The 13,810-nt window shown below is 68.6% G+C and carries 16 protein-coding genes and 2 tRNA genes; 5 read left to right on the forward strand and 13 right to left on the reverse strand.

Annotated features, from left to right (window positions below):
• Positions 1–47: 47 nt before the first annotated feature.
• Positions 48–527, reverse strand: a complete 480-nt coding sequence (gene secE / locus LQF10_RS19495) for a preprotein translocase subunit SecE (RefSeq protein WP_354002592.1) — start codon at positions 525–527, stop codon at positions 48–50.
• Between the two features lie 46 nt (positions 528–573).
• Positions 574–646 (reverse strand) — tRNA-Trp (locus LQF10_RS15240).
• 164 nt (positions 647–810) lie between these two features.
• On the opposite strand from LQF10_RS15240, the gene LQF10_RS15245 reads away from it, so the two are divergent.
• Both LQF10_RS15245 and LQF10_RS15250 read left to right on the forward strand, forming a co-directional pair.
• Positions 811–2,313 (forward strand): sensor histidine kinase, encoded by a 1,503-nt coding sequence (locus tag LQF10_RS15245; RefSeq protein ID WP_231064672.1) that lies wholly within the window; start codon positions 811–813, stop codon positions 2,311–2,313.
• Positions 2,310–2,969, forward strand: a complete 660-nt coding sequence (locus tag LQF10_RS15250; protein ID WP_231064673.1) for a response regulator transcription factor — start codon at positions 2,310–2,312, stop codon at positions 2,967–2,969. The genes LQF10_RS15245 and LQF10_RS15250 overlap by 4 nt, the downstream gene beginning before the upstream one ends.
• 14 nt (positions 2,970–2,983) lie before the next feature.
• On the opposite strand, the gene LQF10_RS15255 is transcribed toward LQF10_RS15250, so the two are convergent.
• Positions 2,984–3,640, reverse strand: coding sequence for a response regulator transcription factor (locus LQF10_RS15255; protein WP_231064674.1), 657 nt, complete (start codon positions 3,638–3,640; stop codon positions 2,984–2,986).
• The gene (locus LQF10_RS15260) at positions 3,633–4,802 is read right to left on the reverse strand and encodes a sensor histidine kinase (RefSeq protein ID WP_231064675.1); all 1,170 of its coding nucleotides are present in this window, start codon (positions 4,800–4,802) and stop codon (positions 3,633–3,635) included. The genes LQF10_RS15255 and LQF10_RS15260 overlap by 8 nt, the downstream gene beginning before the upstream one ends.
• Before the next feature lie 187 nt (positions 4,803–4,989).
• Between LQF10_RS15260 and LQF10_RS15265 the strand changes: the two genes are divergently transcribed.
• Entirely contained in the window at positions 4,990–5,421 is a 432-nt protein-coding gene (locus LQF10_RS15265) for a DUF6069 family protein (RefSeq protein ID WP_231064676.1), read from the forward strand.
• A 23-nt stretch (positions 5,422–5,444) separates the two neighbouring features.
• On the opposite strand, the gene LQF10_RS15270 is transcribed toward LQF10_RS15265, so the two are convergent.
• The 3 genes from LQF10_RS15270 to LQF10_RS15280 form a co-directional block, all read right to left on the reverse strand.
• Positions 5,445–5,954 carry a hypothetical protein gene (locus tag LQF10_RS15270; RefSeq protein ID WP_231064677.1) on the reverse strand — a complete coding sequence of 170 codons (510 nt, stop codon included), beginning with the start codon at positions 5,952–5,954 and terminating at the stop codon, positions 5,445–5,447.
• A 102-nt stretch (positions 5,955–6,056) separates the two neighbouring features.
• Positions 6,057–6,485, reverse strand: a complete 429-nt coding sequence (locus LQF10_RS15275) for a hypothetical protein (protein WP_231064678.1) — start codon at positions 6,483–6,485, stop codon at positions 6,057–6,059.
• Positions 6,482–7,723, reverse strand: coding sequence for a protein kinase family protein (locus LQF10_RS15280; RefSeq protein ID WP_231064679.1), 1,242 nt, complete (start codon positions 7,721–7,723; stop codon positions 6,482–6,484). Before LQF10_RS15280 ends, LQF10_RS15275 begins: the two co-directional genes overlap by 4 nt.
• 73 nt (positions 7,724–7,796) lie before the next feature.
• Here LQF10_RS15280 and LQF10_RS15285 point away from each other — a divergent pair, with 73 nt between their 5' ends.
• Entirely contained in the window at positions 7,797–8,843 is a 1,047-nt protein-coding gene (locus tag LQF10_RS15285) for an adenosine deaminase (RefSeq protein ID WP_290371108.1), read from the forward strand.
• 79 nt (positions 8,844–8,922) lie between these two features.
• Here LQF10_RS15285 and LQF10_RS15290 read toward each other — a convergent pair whose 3' ends face one another.
• Positions 8,923–10,017: a UDP-N-acetylmuramate dehydrogenase gene (locus LQF10_RS15290; RefSeq protein WP_231064680.1), complete on the reverse strand. Its 1,095-nt coding sequence runs from the start codon at positions 10,015–10,017 to the stop codon at positions 8,923–8,925.
• A gap of 46 nt (positions 10,018–10,063) precedes the next feature.
• Positions 10,064–11,296, reverse strand: a complete 1,233-nt coding sequence (locus LQF10_RS15295) for an MFS transporter (protein ID WP_231064681.1) — start codon at positions 11,294–11,296, stop codon at positions 10,064–10,066.
• Positions 11,297–11,482: 186 nt separating this feature from the next.
• On the opposite strand from LQF10_RS15295, the gene LQF10_RS15300 reads away from it, so the two are divergent.
• Positions 11,483–12,535, forward strand: a complete 1,053-nt coding sequence (locus LQF10_RS15300) for a LacI family DNA-binding transcriptional regulator (protein ID WP_231064682.1) — start codon at positions 11,483–11,485, stop codon at positions 12,533–12,535.
• A 63-nt stretch (positions 12,536–12,598) separates the two neighbouring features.
• On the opposite strand, the gene LQF10_RS15305 is transcribed toward LQF10_RS15300, so the two are convergent.
• The 4 genes from LQF10_RS15305 to LQF10_RS15320 all read right to left on the reverse strand — a co-directional run bounded on the left by LQF10_RS15305 (position 12,599) and on the right by LQF10_RS15320 (position 13,795).
• Entirely contained in the window at positions 12,599–13,033 is a 435-nt protein-coding gene (locus LQF10_RS15305) for a MaoC family dehydratase (RefSeq protein ID WP_231064683.1), read from the reverse strand.
• Complete coding sequence (locus LQF10_RS15310) at positions 13,030–13,482, reverse strand: FAS1-like dehydratase domain-containing protein (RefSeq protein WP_231064684.1); 453 nt, start codon at positions 13,480–13,482, stop codon at positions 13,030–13,032. The genes LQF10_RS15305 and LQF10_RS15310 overlap by 4 nt, the downstream gene beginning before the upstream one ends.
• Before the next feature lie 11 nt (positions 13,483–13,493).
• Positions 13,494–13,664, reverse strand: coding sequence for a 50S ribosomal protein L33 (gene rpmG, locus LQF10_RS15315; RefSeq protein WP_231064685.1), 171 nt, complete (start codon positions 13,662–13,664; stop codon positions 13,494–13,496).
• A gap of 57 nt (positions 13,665–13,721) precedes the next feature.
• Positions 13,722–13,795: transfer RNA gene (locus LQF10_RS15320), tRNA-Met, on the reverse strand.
• Between the last annotated feature and the right edge of the window lie 15 nt (positions 13,796–13,810).

Raw genomic sequence — 13,810 nt, forward strand, 5'->3', positions numbered from 1 at the left:
TGCGAGCTCTTCGCTCAAATCGTTGATCGTTCGCGGCCGGGATCTGCTCAACCGCCGAATGCCCAGAGCACCAACTGGCCGAAGCCGTAGTCCAGCACGCCAACGTAGGCCATCATCACAATCAAGAACACGATGACGACGGCCACGTAGGTGAGCAACTCGGTACGGGTGGGCGTGACCACCTTGCGCAGCTCGGCGATCACCTGGCGGATGAAGCGCCAGATCCGTGCGAATGCGTTCGGTTCGGCGGTCCGGGCCGCTTCGGCCTCGGACCTGGAGGCGGTGCGTCGACCCTTACCGCCCTCGGAGGCGCGCACCGACGAGGGGGTGCGCTTCTCCCGCGGCGGTCGGGGCGCTACCGCGGCCGCCTCCTCGTCCGACGAGGACTCCGACTGCTCACGGGAATCAGTCGCGCCGGTGTCCGCAGCAGCGTTCTCGCGCTCGCTCGCATCGTCACCGTTGCGTGCATCGTCACCGCGACCGACGTCGTCGGGCTCGCCCGAATCGGCGTTGGTGGAATTGCTCACGGAAGTGTCCTTGGATCGGCCGGTCTACGTGGAGGCGGGTACTGAGCAGGGCAGGAGGGACTCGAACCCACAACCGCCGGTTTTGGAGACCGGTGCGCTACCAATTGCGCCACTGCCCTTCGACGATCGACACCGCCCGAACAGGTCCGTGGACCGGGAACCGGGCACGAACCAGCATGGCGGATGTCAACCACCCGGCGACGAGTCTACGGGACGAGTGCGACTGAGTCGAACTGCCCCGTAATGATCCCCGCTGTGGACGACCGGCGAGGATACTGGCACAGTGCCCACGCGCGTCTCCCGCCTCCGTAGCAGCGTTCGTTCACGTGCCCTCGCCGCCCTGACGATCCTCTCGGCACTCGCGCTTGCGGCAGCCGGAGTGAGTGCGTATTCCCTGGAGCGGGACCGCAGTCTGATCCGCCTGGACGACTCCCTCAGTCGGTCGGCGGCAGAGATCCGCACGCTCGCCGAGGAAGGGGTGGACCCCAGCACCGGTCAGCCGTTCAACTCGGTCTCGGCAGTGCTGCGCACAGCCTTGAGCCGGGTGGTGCCGGCCACGAACGAGGCGCTGGCAGGGTTCATCGATGGGGACGTCTCACACGTGCCTGAGATTGCCACATCGTTCCGGATCGAGGACGATCCCGAACTCGTGACCGCTCTAGCTCCCGTCTCCGAGTGGGACGAGGCCGACCTGTTCACAGTCGAGACATCCCAACGCACGTACCGCGTTCTCGCCCTCCCGGTGACGACCGATCCGCCCAGCGAGCGGGGGGCGATGGTTCTCGCCTTCGACGTCGATGCCGAGTACGACCAGATCGAGGGGACCTTTCGGACCTACGCCCTGGTCTCGGTGGCCGCACTGGCGTGGATCACGCTGATCGGTTGGTTCGTGGTGGGCCAACTGCTCGCTCCACTGAAAGTGCTGCGCAACACCGCGGAGGAGATCAACTCCTCGGATGACCTGAGCCGTCGCATCCCAGTCGCGGGCAATGACGACTTGGCCTTGTTGAGCGCCACGTTCAACGCGATGCTGGCCCGGCTGGACCAGGCATTCGGGTCCCAGCGCCAACTCTTGGACGACGCCGGGCACGAACTGCGCACGCCGCTGACCATCATCCGTGGCCACCTCGAGCTGATGGACCCCACCGACTCCGAGGATGCTGCGAGCACCCGAGCACTCGCCCTGGACGAGATCGACCGAATGAACCTGCTGATCGACGATCTGATGACGCTGGCAAAATCTCGCCGCCCCGACTTCGTCACGCCCACCGACGTTGATGTCGCCCTGCTCACCGATGATGTGCTGGCCAAGGCGGCCACGCTGGGCCATCGGCGGTGGGTGCTCGACTCCCTGACCGATGTGCGCATCCAGGCAGACCCGCGCCGGCTCACGCAGGCACTGCTGCAACTGGCGAGCAACGCGGTGAAGTTCTCTGCCGAGGGGACCACTGTGGGCATCGGCTCGGCACTGTCCGCCGACGGCTCCACCGTGTCATTGTGGGTGCGGGACGAGGGCGTGGGCATCCCCGCCACCGACCAACAGCGCGTGTTCGGCCGGTTCGAAAGACTCGATCCCACAGTGGAGGGCATCGGGCTCGGGCTACCGATCGTGGCATCGATCGCTGAGGCGCATGGCGGGCACACAACGGTCGCATCCGCCCCCGGCGCAGGGAGCACGATCACGATCCACTTGCCACGCACACCACCACTGGACGACGCCGCAACCACTCAGTACGGGGTCTCGGCCGAGGCGTCAGTGCACGTAGACCAGAAGGAGCAACGATGAGCCAGATCCTGATCGCCGAGGATGAGGCACGGATCGCGTCGTTCGTCGCCAAGGGCCTGCGCGCAGCCGGGTACACGCCGACGACAGTCGGTACTGCCGCCGACACCGTCGACCTGGCAAGCACGGGAGACTTCGACCTGCTGATCCTCGATCTGGGCCTGCCGGACCAGGACGGATTCGAGGTGCTGCGTGCGGTGCGATCGCTCGGCGTGACGATCCCGGTGATCATTCTCACCGCGCGCTCGTCAGTGACCGACACGGTCGCTGGCCTTGAGGGCGGTGCCGACGACTACATGGCCAAGCCGTTCCGGTTCGAGGAACTGCTCGCGCGTGTGCGGCTCCGGCTCCGCAGCGACATCACCAGTTCGGAACCGACCGTGCTCAGCCACGGCGGCCTGTCTCTCGACCTGCGTACGCGACGGGCCCGGGTGAATGAGCGAGACGTCGACCTGTCCGCCCGTGAGTTCACCCTCACCGAGACGTTCCTACGCAGCCCGGGACAGGTACTCAGCCGCGAACAACTGCTGTCCCGGGTGTGGGGGTATGACTTCGATCCCGGTTCGAATGTGGTGGACGTCTACGTGCGCTACCTGCGCAAGAAGCTCGGGGCGCACCGTTTCGAGACCGTGCGTGGGATGGGCTACCGACTCAGCTGACCTCGCGGGAGTGTTCAGCCATCGGCATCGTGTACCAGGAGCGCGAGCTGCGTCCGGTTCCCCAGGCCCAGCTCGGACAGCATGCGTGAGATGTGCGCCTTCACTGTCGCGATTGACATCCCCAGTGTGCGAGCAATCTCGGCGTTCGAGGCGCCGAGGGAGACCTCCCGGGCGACGTCGCGCTCCCGCACAGTCAGAGTGTTCACTGCGCGACGCGCCCGGGCGGCCGAGTCCGCACGAGTCCTCGCCCGATCGAGCAGACCCCGCAGAACAGCGACGGAGAAGACCGGTTCCCCGGCCGCGACCCGGCGGACAGCCTCGACAACCCGTTCTGGTTCGGTGTCCTTGAGCAGGAAGCCGGCGGCCCCTGCGCGTAGCGCGGCGAGAACATTCTCGTCGGCATCGAAGGTGGTCAACACGAGGACTTCGGGAGGGTCGGTCCGCGCCCTCACTCGCCGGGTGGCCTCGATCCCGTCCATCCGCGGCATCCGCAGGTCCATCACCACCACATCGACCTGGCGGGAATCCAGGACCTCACGAACCTGGCTGCCATCGCCCGCATCAGCCACGACGTCGATGCCCTCTGCCCCGTCGAGCATCAGGGTGAGCGCTCCGCGCACCAACGGATCGTCATCGACCACCAGGAGACGGATTCGTGGCGACTCACTCATCCGGCCACGGTATCCGGGCCCTGAGCCGGAACACGCCGCCGCCGGTCTCGATCTCGATCGCACCACCGGCGAGCTCCGCTCGCTCCGCCAGGCCAACCAGACCGGCGCCCGAGCCCGGCACGTCTGCTGAGCGAGCGCGCAGCGGATTGCTGATTTCGACGCTCAGCGATCCGCCCGCGATCCCGGTCAGCTGGACGTGGACCGGGCACCCGGCGGCATGCTTGCGAGCGTTCGTCAGTCCTTCCTGGATGATCCGGTAGACCGGCCGGCCGACAGCGGTCGGGACGGGACCGTCCACCTCGATCTGCGTCGTCACCGTGCTGCCGGCCGCCCTGGCCTCATCGACCAGTGTCGGCAGGTCGGCGACACCCGGGTCCGGAGGCCTTCGCCGGCTGAGCGGCCCTGAGTCCACCACCTCGTCCGCGCGAAGCACCCCAATCACCTCACGCAACTCCTCGAGGGCCTCGTGCACACCGCGGCGGACCGTCCCTGCCGCGATCGCCATCTGCTCGGGCGGGCCATCCGGGCGGTACTCCAAGGCACCGGCCGCCGTGGCGACGAGCGAGAGGCGATGCGCGAGGACATCGTGCATCTCCCGCGCGATCCGAGTGCGCTCCGCGAGCCGTGCGTCGGCTAGGCGCCGTTCCGCGTCGAGTTCAGCACGACGGGCACGCTCGCGCAGTGAGCCCATCAGTGCCCAGCGGGCCTGTGCGAACGCTCCCCACGCGATCAGGGCCGCATACGCCGTCAGCGTCAGGAGCACCCACCAGGTCATCGTGATCCCCGCAACGGGGCGCGCCACCGCCTGGACCACGTGCGCCAGCACACCGGCGGCGCCGATCAGGGCAGCCGGCACCAGGCGGTGACGCTGTGCCACCACCAGCGTGGCAATGGTCGAGGCAGCCGTCGCAGCCGGAGAGGCCGCTGCCAGGCAGGCGATCACGACCGCTCCCGCCGCCGGATAGCGCAGCGCAAGAGCGAGCGCCATCAGGGCCAGTACACCGACCACGCCGTCAAGAACCGTCCAGGCCGCGCCTCCGCCTGCGGACGCCGATCGAGCGAGCACTGTGGCCGTCGTCAGCACCGTGGCCACGCCGAGCACGGCGAACGTCCAGGTGGTCCCCAGGTGGGATCGGATCGGGGTGTCCTCGGTGTGACCCATGATCAGCCACCGTACGGCCGAGGCACCATCACACCACAGACGAAAGTCGGGGGGCGGTCCGACCATCGGGGGTTCGGCGCAGTCCAGGTGGCCGATGTGCTAGGTCAGCACCGGAGTGGACTCTGGTGATCGGCCGCCGACATGGCGCCCCTCGCGATTGCGGGGCAACGATCTGAAAGGACTTCTGATGACCGCTATCAGCGTTGATTCCACGACCCCCACCCAGACGAACCGACGTGCCCAGCTGCTGACCGTGATCGCGACGCCACTGCTGGCCGCCGTCGTCTGGATCCTCGCGGTCCCGATCGCCGGTGTCGAACTGGTGGCACAGCCGGGAGGGCAGCAATCATCGGCGATCACCATCTCGATAGCGTCCGTCCTCGCCGCCGGGCTGACCGCAGCCCTGCTGGGATGGGCAGCCTGGGCCGTGCTGGATCGCCTCAGTGGGCACGCCCGCAGCATCTGGAGAGTCCTCGCGGTCGTCGTGCTGGCTGGCTCGATGGTCAGCCCCGTCACAGCGGCCGACGGCGCAGCCTCAGTTGTCCTGATCGCCCTGCATCTGGTGGTGGGAGCCACCCTGATCGTCGGACTGCCGGTCCGGCCACGCCGTGTGGCGTGACCGGACCGGCAGTCCAGGCCAGGTCAGTCGCCCGAGTCGGCAGAGGGTGCACTGTCCGCGGACTCCGGGCTCTGCGCACTGGCCGGGCTCGGGGCGCTGACCGGACTCGGCGCACTGGCTGGGCTCGGTGGCGTCTGAGCACTCACCGGGCTGACCGGACTCGGCGCACTCGCCGGACTCGGTGGCGTCTGAGCACTCACCGGGCTGACCGGACTCGGCGCACTCGCCGGACTCGGTGGCGTCTGAGCACTCACCGGGCTCACCGGACTCGGCGCACTCGCCGGTGTCATCGGGGAAGCGGTAGGCGACGCAGCCGTCACCGACGAGATCGCACTTTCCGCGGCCACGGCGGCAGGGTTCGCCGTCACAGCCTCGGACGCGAGGGAGAGCTTCACGGCTTCGTCGGCGCCCGCCACCTGAACGGCAGGCTGGCTGAAATCCTCACCTGGTTCGGCGGCCGCGCTGACCGCGCCAGCGGTCACGGCCACCACACCGAGGGCGCCGGTGGTGATCCATACCTTGCGTGTGATCATGATGTCTCCAGTGATCGTCCCCAGGCGGGGTTCGTTGGTGTCAAGGCCGAGCCTGGCCCTCGGAGATGAGAACGGCGGGAACCGGCGATGAGAGGCCTCTCATCAATCGTCTGCCGACTCGGCTGACGGCGGGCTGTCCGGGCTGTCATCGGGGCTAGCGGGCGCATTCGGACTGTCAGCGCTCACCGGTGCAGCGAGCGATACCCGCTCCGGAGAGTCACCTCCCTCGGTCGCGGAAGTCCCGCCCGACGCGGCCGGCGGATCCGCCGGCGAGACGGCCGTCCGCACGGAGCTGTCTGTCGTGCCGGGGCCGTCGGTCCTGTCACGGCCGTCCGTGTCCCGGCCCGTCTCCGGGGTGGCCACCGATACCGCACGCTCCGACGCGGCCCGCGGAGCGGTCGTTGGCCCAGAGACGACGATGGCCTCGCCCATCGAAGGGGCGGTGAGCCCGGGTCCCGTCGCCAGCACCGCTGCGACCACGCCAGCCACGCCCAGTGCACCGGTGGCCATCCATGCACCACTGCGACTCATGGTTTCCTCCCGGCTCGTTCGTTCCGTGCACGGGTGAGCCAACGATCCGCGACCGCCAGTCGAGCCCGCCCCTGGTCCGCAGCCGTCCCGGCCACCAGCGAGAGCACCACCGCGGCCACTCTCGCGGCAAGAGCCGCCGGGTCCACACGCTCGGAGAACACGGCGAACCAGTCATCAGTGATCTCATCAACGTGGTGGTAACGCTCCGGGGCGAGCGCGGGGAGCACACTGAGGTGCCCGAGCATCGTGGCCAGGTCGTCCTCCCGCGCTCCCGGACCGAGTGAGTCCAGATCGATGGCTCCGTGCACCTTGCCTGCGGCGGTGAACACGTTGGCCTCGTAGAAGTCTCCGTGGGTGGGCACCTGAGCCGGAGCGGGCAGCTCGGACAGGAGATCGGCGACACCCCGCTCGATTGCGGTGATCCCGGCCATCGACGCGGGTTGCGCTGCCCGGGCAGCGCTCGCGTGGAAGTCGATCCGATCGACCCAGGACTGACGCCGAGGGAGTGCCCGGACGGCATCCGGAAGCGCGTCCAGCCAGGCCACCAGTTCCTCGGCGGCGGGCAGGTCCTCCGGGTGGCTGCGCGCGCCGGCAATGGCATTCGTCAGGGCGGTGCCGGTCATCACAGAGAGCACCACCACACCGGGAACCGGTTCACCCACGACCCGAGGGGCTGGCACACCTGTCTGCTCCAGCACCTGGTGGCGCCGGACCAGCCGCGAGGTGCGCGCCGGGGGCAGGATCTTGAGGTACGCCACGGGACCACCAGGGCCCATGACCCGGACCACTGCGCGGCGTGTCGGCCGATAGCCGAGGAGTTCCACCCCGATCGGGGTGGGATCTGAGGCACTGCTGCGGCCGCCATGGGCAGTGAGAGAGGGACGCAACCAGCCCGCAACCACACGAGGATCAAGCGCCGCTCGCAGGCCGGGAAGCGCAGGGTCATCTGCACGCCGCCATACGCGCACTCGATGCACGCCGTTGTCGAGCACGGCGACCGAGGGCGCATCGGGAACTGCGGCAGTGCTGGCAACCAGGTGTTCCCGGACCGGACGCCCCGCCACCCGGTAGTCGACGGCGTAGACCGCGCTCACGCCCAGACCTGGCCGGTGATGCACGGCGTCGACCTCGACCACGAGGCCAGCCAGCGCCTCATCCACACCGATCGCGGCCCGCACCAAGTCGCCGGCGTCCGAACCCGTCAACAGGGTCAGCTCTTCGGGCACGAGGGTGGTCATGATGCTCATTCCATCGGCCCTTGATGGTGTCGGTGTGAGAGGAAGATGAGAGAACTCTCATACAGTGACAATCGTGGCCCGTGATCTGCGAACGCTTCCCAAGGCACATCTGCATCTGCACTTCACCGGCTCGATGAGTGCGCTGACCCTCAGCGAGCTCGCCATCGAAGCAGGAGTGCGGATCCCGGAGACGCTCCGCGAGACGGTCGCCTCCGCGGACCCGCTGCGGCTGCCTGCGAACGAACGCGGTTGGTTCCGGTTCCAGCGCATGTACGACGCCGCCCGGGCCGTGGTGCGCTCCGAAGCGGCGATGCGCCGGCTCATCCACGAAGCGGCGCAGGCCGACGCCGACGAAGGCTCTCGACGCCTGGAGATTCAGGTGGACCCGACCTCCTACGCCCCGTTCGTCGGCGGCATCACCCCGGCGCTGGAGATCATCACCGATGCGGCGCGGGAGGCCAGCGCAACCACCGGCGTCGAGACGGGCATCATCGTGGCCTCCTCACGCACGCGCCACCCGCTGGACGCCCGGACCTTGGCACGCCTCGCGGTCCGGCACGCCGGGGACGGTGCCGGTGACGTGATCGGCTTCGGTCTGAGCAACGATGAGCGCCGCGGGAACACCGCGGATTTCGGGCCGGCGTTCCGGATCGCCGCTCGTGCAGGTCTGCTGCTCGCCCCGCACGGCGGGGAGCTGCTCGGACCGGACCACGTGGCCGAGGTGGTGGCCCATCTGCACCCGCACCGTCTCGGGCATGGGGTCCGAGCCGCCGAGGATCCGGCCCTCTTGGATCGGATCGTGGCAGAGAGGATCGCACTCGAGGTGTGCCCGGCGTCGAATGTCTCCCTCGGTGTCTTCCCCACGGCGCAGGAACTGCCCCTGCGCCGACTCCTGGCTGCGGGCGCCGATATCGCTCTCGGAGCCGACGATCCGCTCCTGTTCGGCTCCCGGTTGCTGGCCCAGTACGAGACCGCCCGGCATGTGCACGGCATGACGGATGCCGAGCTTGCCGAACTGGCCCGAGGTTCGATCCGCGCCAGCCGCGCCAGCACCGCCTCGAAGGCGGCAATGCTCGCAGATGTCGGCGCCTGGCTCACCGGACCTGGCCTCCGCGAGTGACCCTGCGGGACCAGTCGGCACGTGCATCGACACCGTGCCGCGCCACTGTGCGGCGACTACGACCCGCGTGAACCGGGCACTACAGACGCATACCGAGTAGCACCGGCTCCGGTACCAGCTCGATCTCGAACTGTTCCCATACCCCGTTGCGTACCTCGCGGGCCAACGCGAGCAGGTCCGCCGCCCTCGCGCCGCCTCGATTGGTCAACGCGAGAACGTGCTTGGTCGAGAGCGCCGCAGGCCCAGGCTGGCCGTATCCCTTGGTAAACCCCGAGCGGGCGATCAACCACGCGGCACTGGTCTTGACTCGTTCCCCTGCGGCGAACCTCGGAGCCTCGGGCGGCAGTAATGCGGCGCGCGAGGCGCTGAGTACGGGGTTGGTGAAGAACGATCCAGCGCTCCAGGTGTCATGGTCGGTCTCCTCGAGAACCATGCCCTTGCCGCGACGCAGACCGAGCACAGCCTCGCGCACCTCCGCGGCTGCCGCGCGCTCGCCCACGGCAACACCGAGAGCGGCCGCCAACTCGGGGTAGCGCACCGGAGCGCTGGACTCGGACAGCACAAACTGGAAGCCGACCTCGAGCACCACATAGCGAGGGCTCGGGCTCCACGCGGTGCCGGTGCCGTCATCAACGAAGGAGTCCTTGAGCACAGACCTGCGGTACCCGAAGCCGAGCTCAGCCCGGGCCATCGTGCGGATGCGACCGGTCGCCCGGTCCCAGGTGCGCACCGACGAGATCACCTCGGCGACCTCCTGCCCATAGGCGCCGACATTCTGTACCGGGGTGGCGCCGCTGGAGCCGGGGATCCCGGACAGTGCTTCCACACCGCGCCACCCCTGCGCCACGGCCCGGAGCACGACGTCATCCCACGGCTGGCCGGCGGGAACCCGCACTGAGGCCCCACCGCAGGCGTCCTGGCTCTCTACAGTGATCCCGCGGCGGGCGTCGCGCACCACCACGCCGTCGAAGCCCTCGTCGGCCACCAGCACGTTCGAGCCGCCGCCGAGTACGAGCACCGGTTCACCGCTGCGGTCGGCCGAGGAGACGGTCTCAACCAGCTCTTCTTCGGACGTGGCCTCCACAAACCTGCCGACCGGTCCCCCCACCCGGAACGTCGTCAGATCGGCCAGCAGCGGCAACTCGGTACCAGTAGTCGCAGGCTGGGAGGTCATGGGCGTCCACTCTACGCAGGCGAGGCACACTTGGGGGGCTGACTGATCAACGAGATTCCACCTCGGCCTCGACGGCTGGCAGCGGACGGGCAGCCGGGATCACCAGCAAGCCGACCACCAGCGGCACCATGATCGCGAGCAAGGCATGCCGGATGCCGATCACGTCGGCCAGGAGGCCGATGAACCCAGGCCCGATCAGGAACGCGGCGTACCCGATGGTGGAGACCACGGACAACCGGGCCGCCGCTTGAGCCGGCTCGTCGGAGGCAGCGCTCATCCCGACCGGGAATCCCAGCGCCGCGCCCATCCCCCACAGCACCGCTCCCGCGAGCGCCACCGGCAACGAGGGCACGAGGGTGAACACACCGAGGCCGATGATTGCCAAGGTGGTGCACAGTCGAAGGACGGCGACCCGGCCGAACCGGTTCAGCAGGGCGGTCCCGAGGAACCGCATCGCCGTCATTCCCACGAGGAAGATCGCCAGGCCAATGGCGCCGACCTCGTTCGGAGCCTCGAAACCGTCGACGACGGCGAGGGCCAGCCAGTCATTGGCGGCGCCCTCGGTGAGCGCGGCCGCCAGCACCACCAGGCCCACCAACAGGGTGCGCGGCTCGAACCAGACGCGCAGGTAGGAGACGCCTGGGCCCCGCCTAGCTGCGACGTCAGGAGTTTCCAGGCCTCCAGATTCAGGCGATGCAGGTTCGGTCAGGTACCCGCGGGTGCAGACGATCACTGCCACCAGGACCGCGCCAATCACGGTGAGCACGTGCAGTGGCACACCGATCCCCGCACGAATCACCAGCGCGCCGACTCCGGCACCCAAGACCGTGCCGATGGAGAACCCACCGTGGAACCAGGGCATGATCGCGCGATCGAGAGCACGCTCGACCATCGTTCCTGCGTAGTTCATGGACACGTCCCAGCCACCGATTCCCATCGTGGCCACGAACAGCCCGCCGACGAGCAGCCACACCGTCCCCGTGGCCACGCCCGTCACCGCAACCGTCAGACCCAGGGCAGCGACGATGGCGGCAATCGCCACGCAGGCGCGCGCGCCGAGGCCCCCGATCAGCCGGCCGGTGAGCGGCATCGCCACGAGCGAGCCGAGCGAGCCGAACAGAATGATCAGACCCAACTGCCCCTCGGACAGGTCCAGCTCGTCGCGGATCGTCGGGATACGAGAGAGCCAGTTCGCGAACGTGAAGCCATTCAGCGCGAAGGTGGTGAAGACCAGGGCGGCGGCCCGGCGCGCACGTACCGCGTCGGCAGGAGGAATCATGAACGGCTCTCAGCGATGGTCTCGAAGGGACACCAGGTATACGCGCGGGGCGGCCCGGATGTGAGGTGGTGATTCTCCGGGATGATGGCGTGATCCACCGATGATGCTCAGGAACGTGCCTGCACGCGCCTAGGCTATGGTGCGCACCTGCTCAGGCCTGGTCAAACTGCGACGAAGGGAGCCGACGTGAGCACTCGTGCCACGTTGACCGACGTCGCCCGCACGGCCAACGTTTCCCTGTCGACGGCGTCCATCGCCTTCTCCGGTGCCGGTCCGATCGCCGCCGCCACCCGCGAGCGGGTCTTGGCAGCGGCCGCCGCGCTCGGATACGCCGGTCCGAACCCGGTGGCCGCCTCATTGCGGCGGGGCCACAGCAAGATCATCGGCGTTCTGGTGGGGCAGGACCTGCGGGTGAACTTCCGTGACCCCGTGGCCGTGCAGACACTCGCCGGGGTGGCCTCCACACTCGGCGATGCCGCCCGAGGGATGTTGCTCGTGCCGTCCGGCAGCGATGCGGGCCAGGATCGCACCGGTGTGGACTTGGTGCGGCACGGGCCGATGGATGCCGCCGTGGTGTTGCACCAGATCACTCCGGAGACGGCCCGCATCCTGCGGGAGCGTCAGGTGCCGCTGGTCTGGGTGGATCGGCCCCGGCGCGGCGAGATATCGGTGCGGGTGCAGGACAGGGCCGGTATGGCCGCACTGGGTGAGCATCTGCTGGGGTTGGGGCATCGCCACGTGGGACTCGCCACGATGCCGTGGTCGCCGAAACGACAGCGGGGCCCGATAGATCCCCGTGGCGGCAGCAGCCCCCGTGAGCGATATGTCACCGACCGGCTCGCGGGAATCCGCGACGCCGGGCTGATGCCAGCCGCGATCGAGACGACCGCGCGGTCCCTGGTGGAAGAGGGGATCCGAGCAGGACATGCGCTACTGGACCGCGCGCCACAGGTGACGGCGTTGGTCGGATTCAGCGATCTGATCGCAGCCGGGCTGTTGCTTGCCGCGCAGGAGCGGGGTCTGCGTGTCCCGGAGGATGTCTCGGTGGCGGGGTTCGACGGCGTCGATCTGCCATGGCTCGGCGAGCATCGACTGACCTCCATCGTTCAGCCGATCCAGGAGAAGGGTGAGTACGCCGCTCAGGCGGCAATCATGCTGGCCGACGGTGGCCGGCCCACGTCGGTGGCGCTGGAATGTGACCTGCGGATCGGAACGACCACGGGCCCGGCCCCGACCTGAGCGCATCTCCGCAGTTCCCGGGACCCCGCCCAGCCCACCCGGCCGAAGGGTGCGGGAGTGGTATCAGTGCAGGCGGATGTGCGCCTGGCTCTTGCCCAGGACGGCAGCGCCGTCGAGCGTGACGGAAAGGTCCACCCGGGCCGTGCCGGCATCGGCGTCGACGGCACCCAGCTTCGCGACGATCTCGAGCTCCGCGACGCCGGGGTCGGGCACCGGCACGGGGCGGGTGAATCGGACGGCATAGGAGAGGAGAGCCCCCGGATCACCCAGCCAGTCAGTGAGTGCGGACGCGGCGACACCCATGGTGAGCATGCCGTGCGCGATCACCCCTGGCAGGCCCACCTCGACGGCGAACCGGTCGTTCCAGTGGATCGGGTTGAAATCGCCACTGGCACCGGCGTAACGGACCAGTCGAGTGCGGTCCACAGCGACCGTGGTCCGGAACAGCTCAGCGCCGATCTCGGTGGCGGCGCTGACGGCGTTCTCGCTCGTGGTCATGAGCTCTCCCCGCGCACGGCGAGCGTGGAGGTGACGGTGCAGACCGGCTGACCTGCGCCGTCGGCAATCTCGCACCGCGTGGTGACCATCGCGATACCCGCGCGTTCAGTGACCGAGTCCACATGGACAGCGGCGTGCAGTTCGTCTCCGGCCACGATCGGTCGGTGGTGGGTGAAGCCTTCGTTGGCGTGCACCACGCGGGAGAAGTCGATCCCGGCGCTGGGGTCCTCGATGTACTCGGCCTCAGCCTGTTGGGCGATCAGCACCGCGAACGTGGCAGGGGCCACGACGTTGGTGTAGCCGAGTTCGCGGGCCGCAGCCGGATCGGTGTGCACGGGCGCGGTGGCCCCGACAGCCGATGCGAACTCGGCGATCTTGGCGCGGGACACGCCATAGGGCGGGGTTCCGGTGAACACCCGCCCTATGAAGTCCGCATTGACTGCGCTCATCGCTGCAGCGATCAGCGAGTCTCGCGGTGGTTGGTCTTGGCGTTACAGCGCGGGCAGTACTTCGCCAGCTCGAGCCGGTCGGGGTTGTTCCGCCGGTTCTTCTTGGTGATGTAGTTGCGCTCCTTGCATGCGTCGCAGGCAAGGGTGATCTTGGGACGGACGTCCGCGGACTTGCTGGCCATTGGTCTTCCTCACGAGTTGCCCGCCCGGTCCGGGCTGGGATTGCGGCGCTGATTGTGTAGCGGGAGCGGGGATCGAACCCGCGACCTCACGATTATGAGTCGTGCGCTCTGACCGTCTGAGCTACCCCGCCGCGTCTTGCCTCAAG

Source organism: Ruania halotolerans (assembly GCF_021049285.1).
In the GTDB taxonomy this organism is placed as follows: Bacteria; Actinomycetota; Actinomycetes; order Actinomycetales; family Beutenbergiaceae; genus Ruania; species Ruania halotolerans.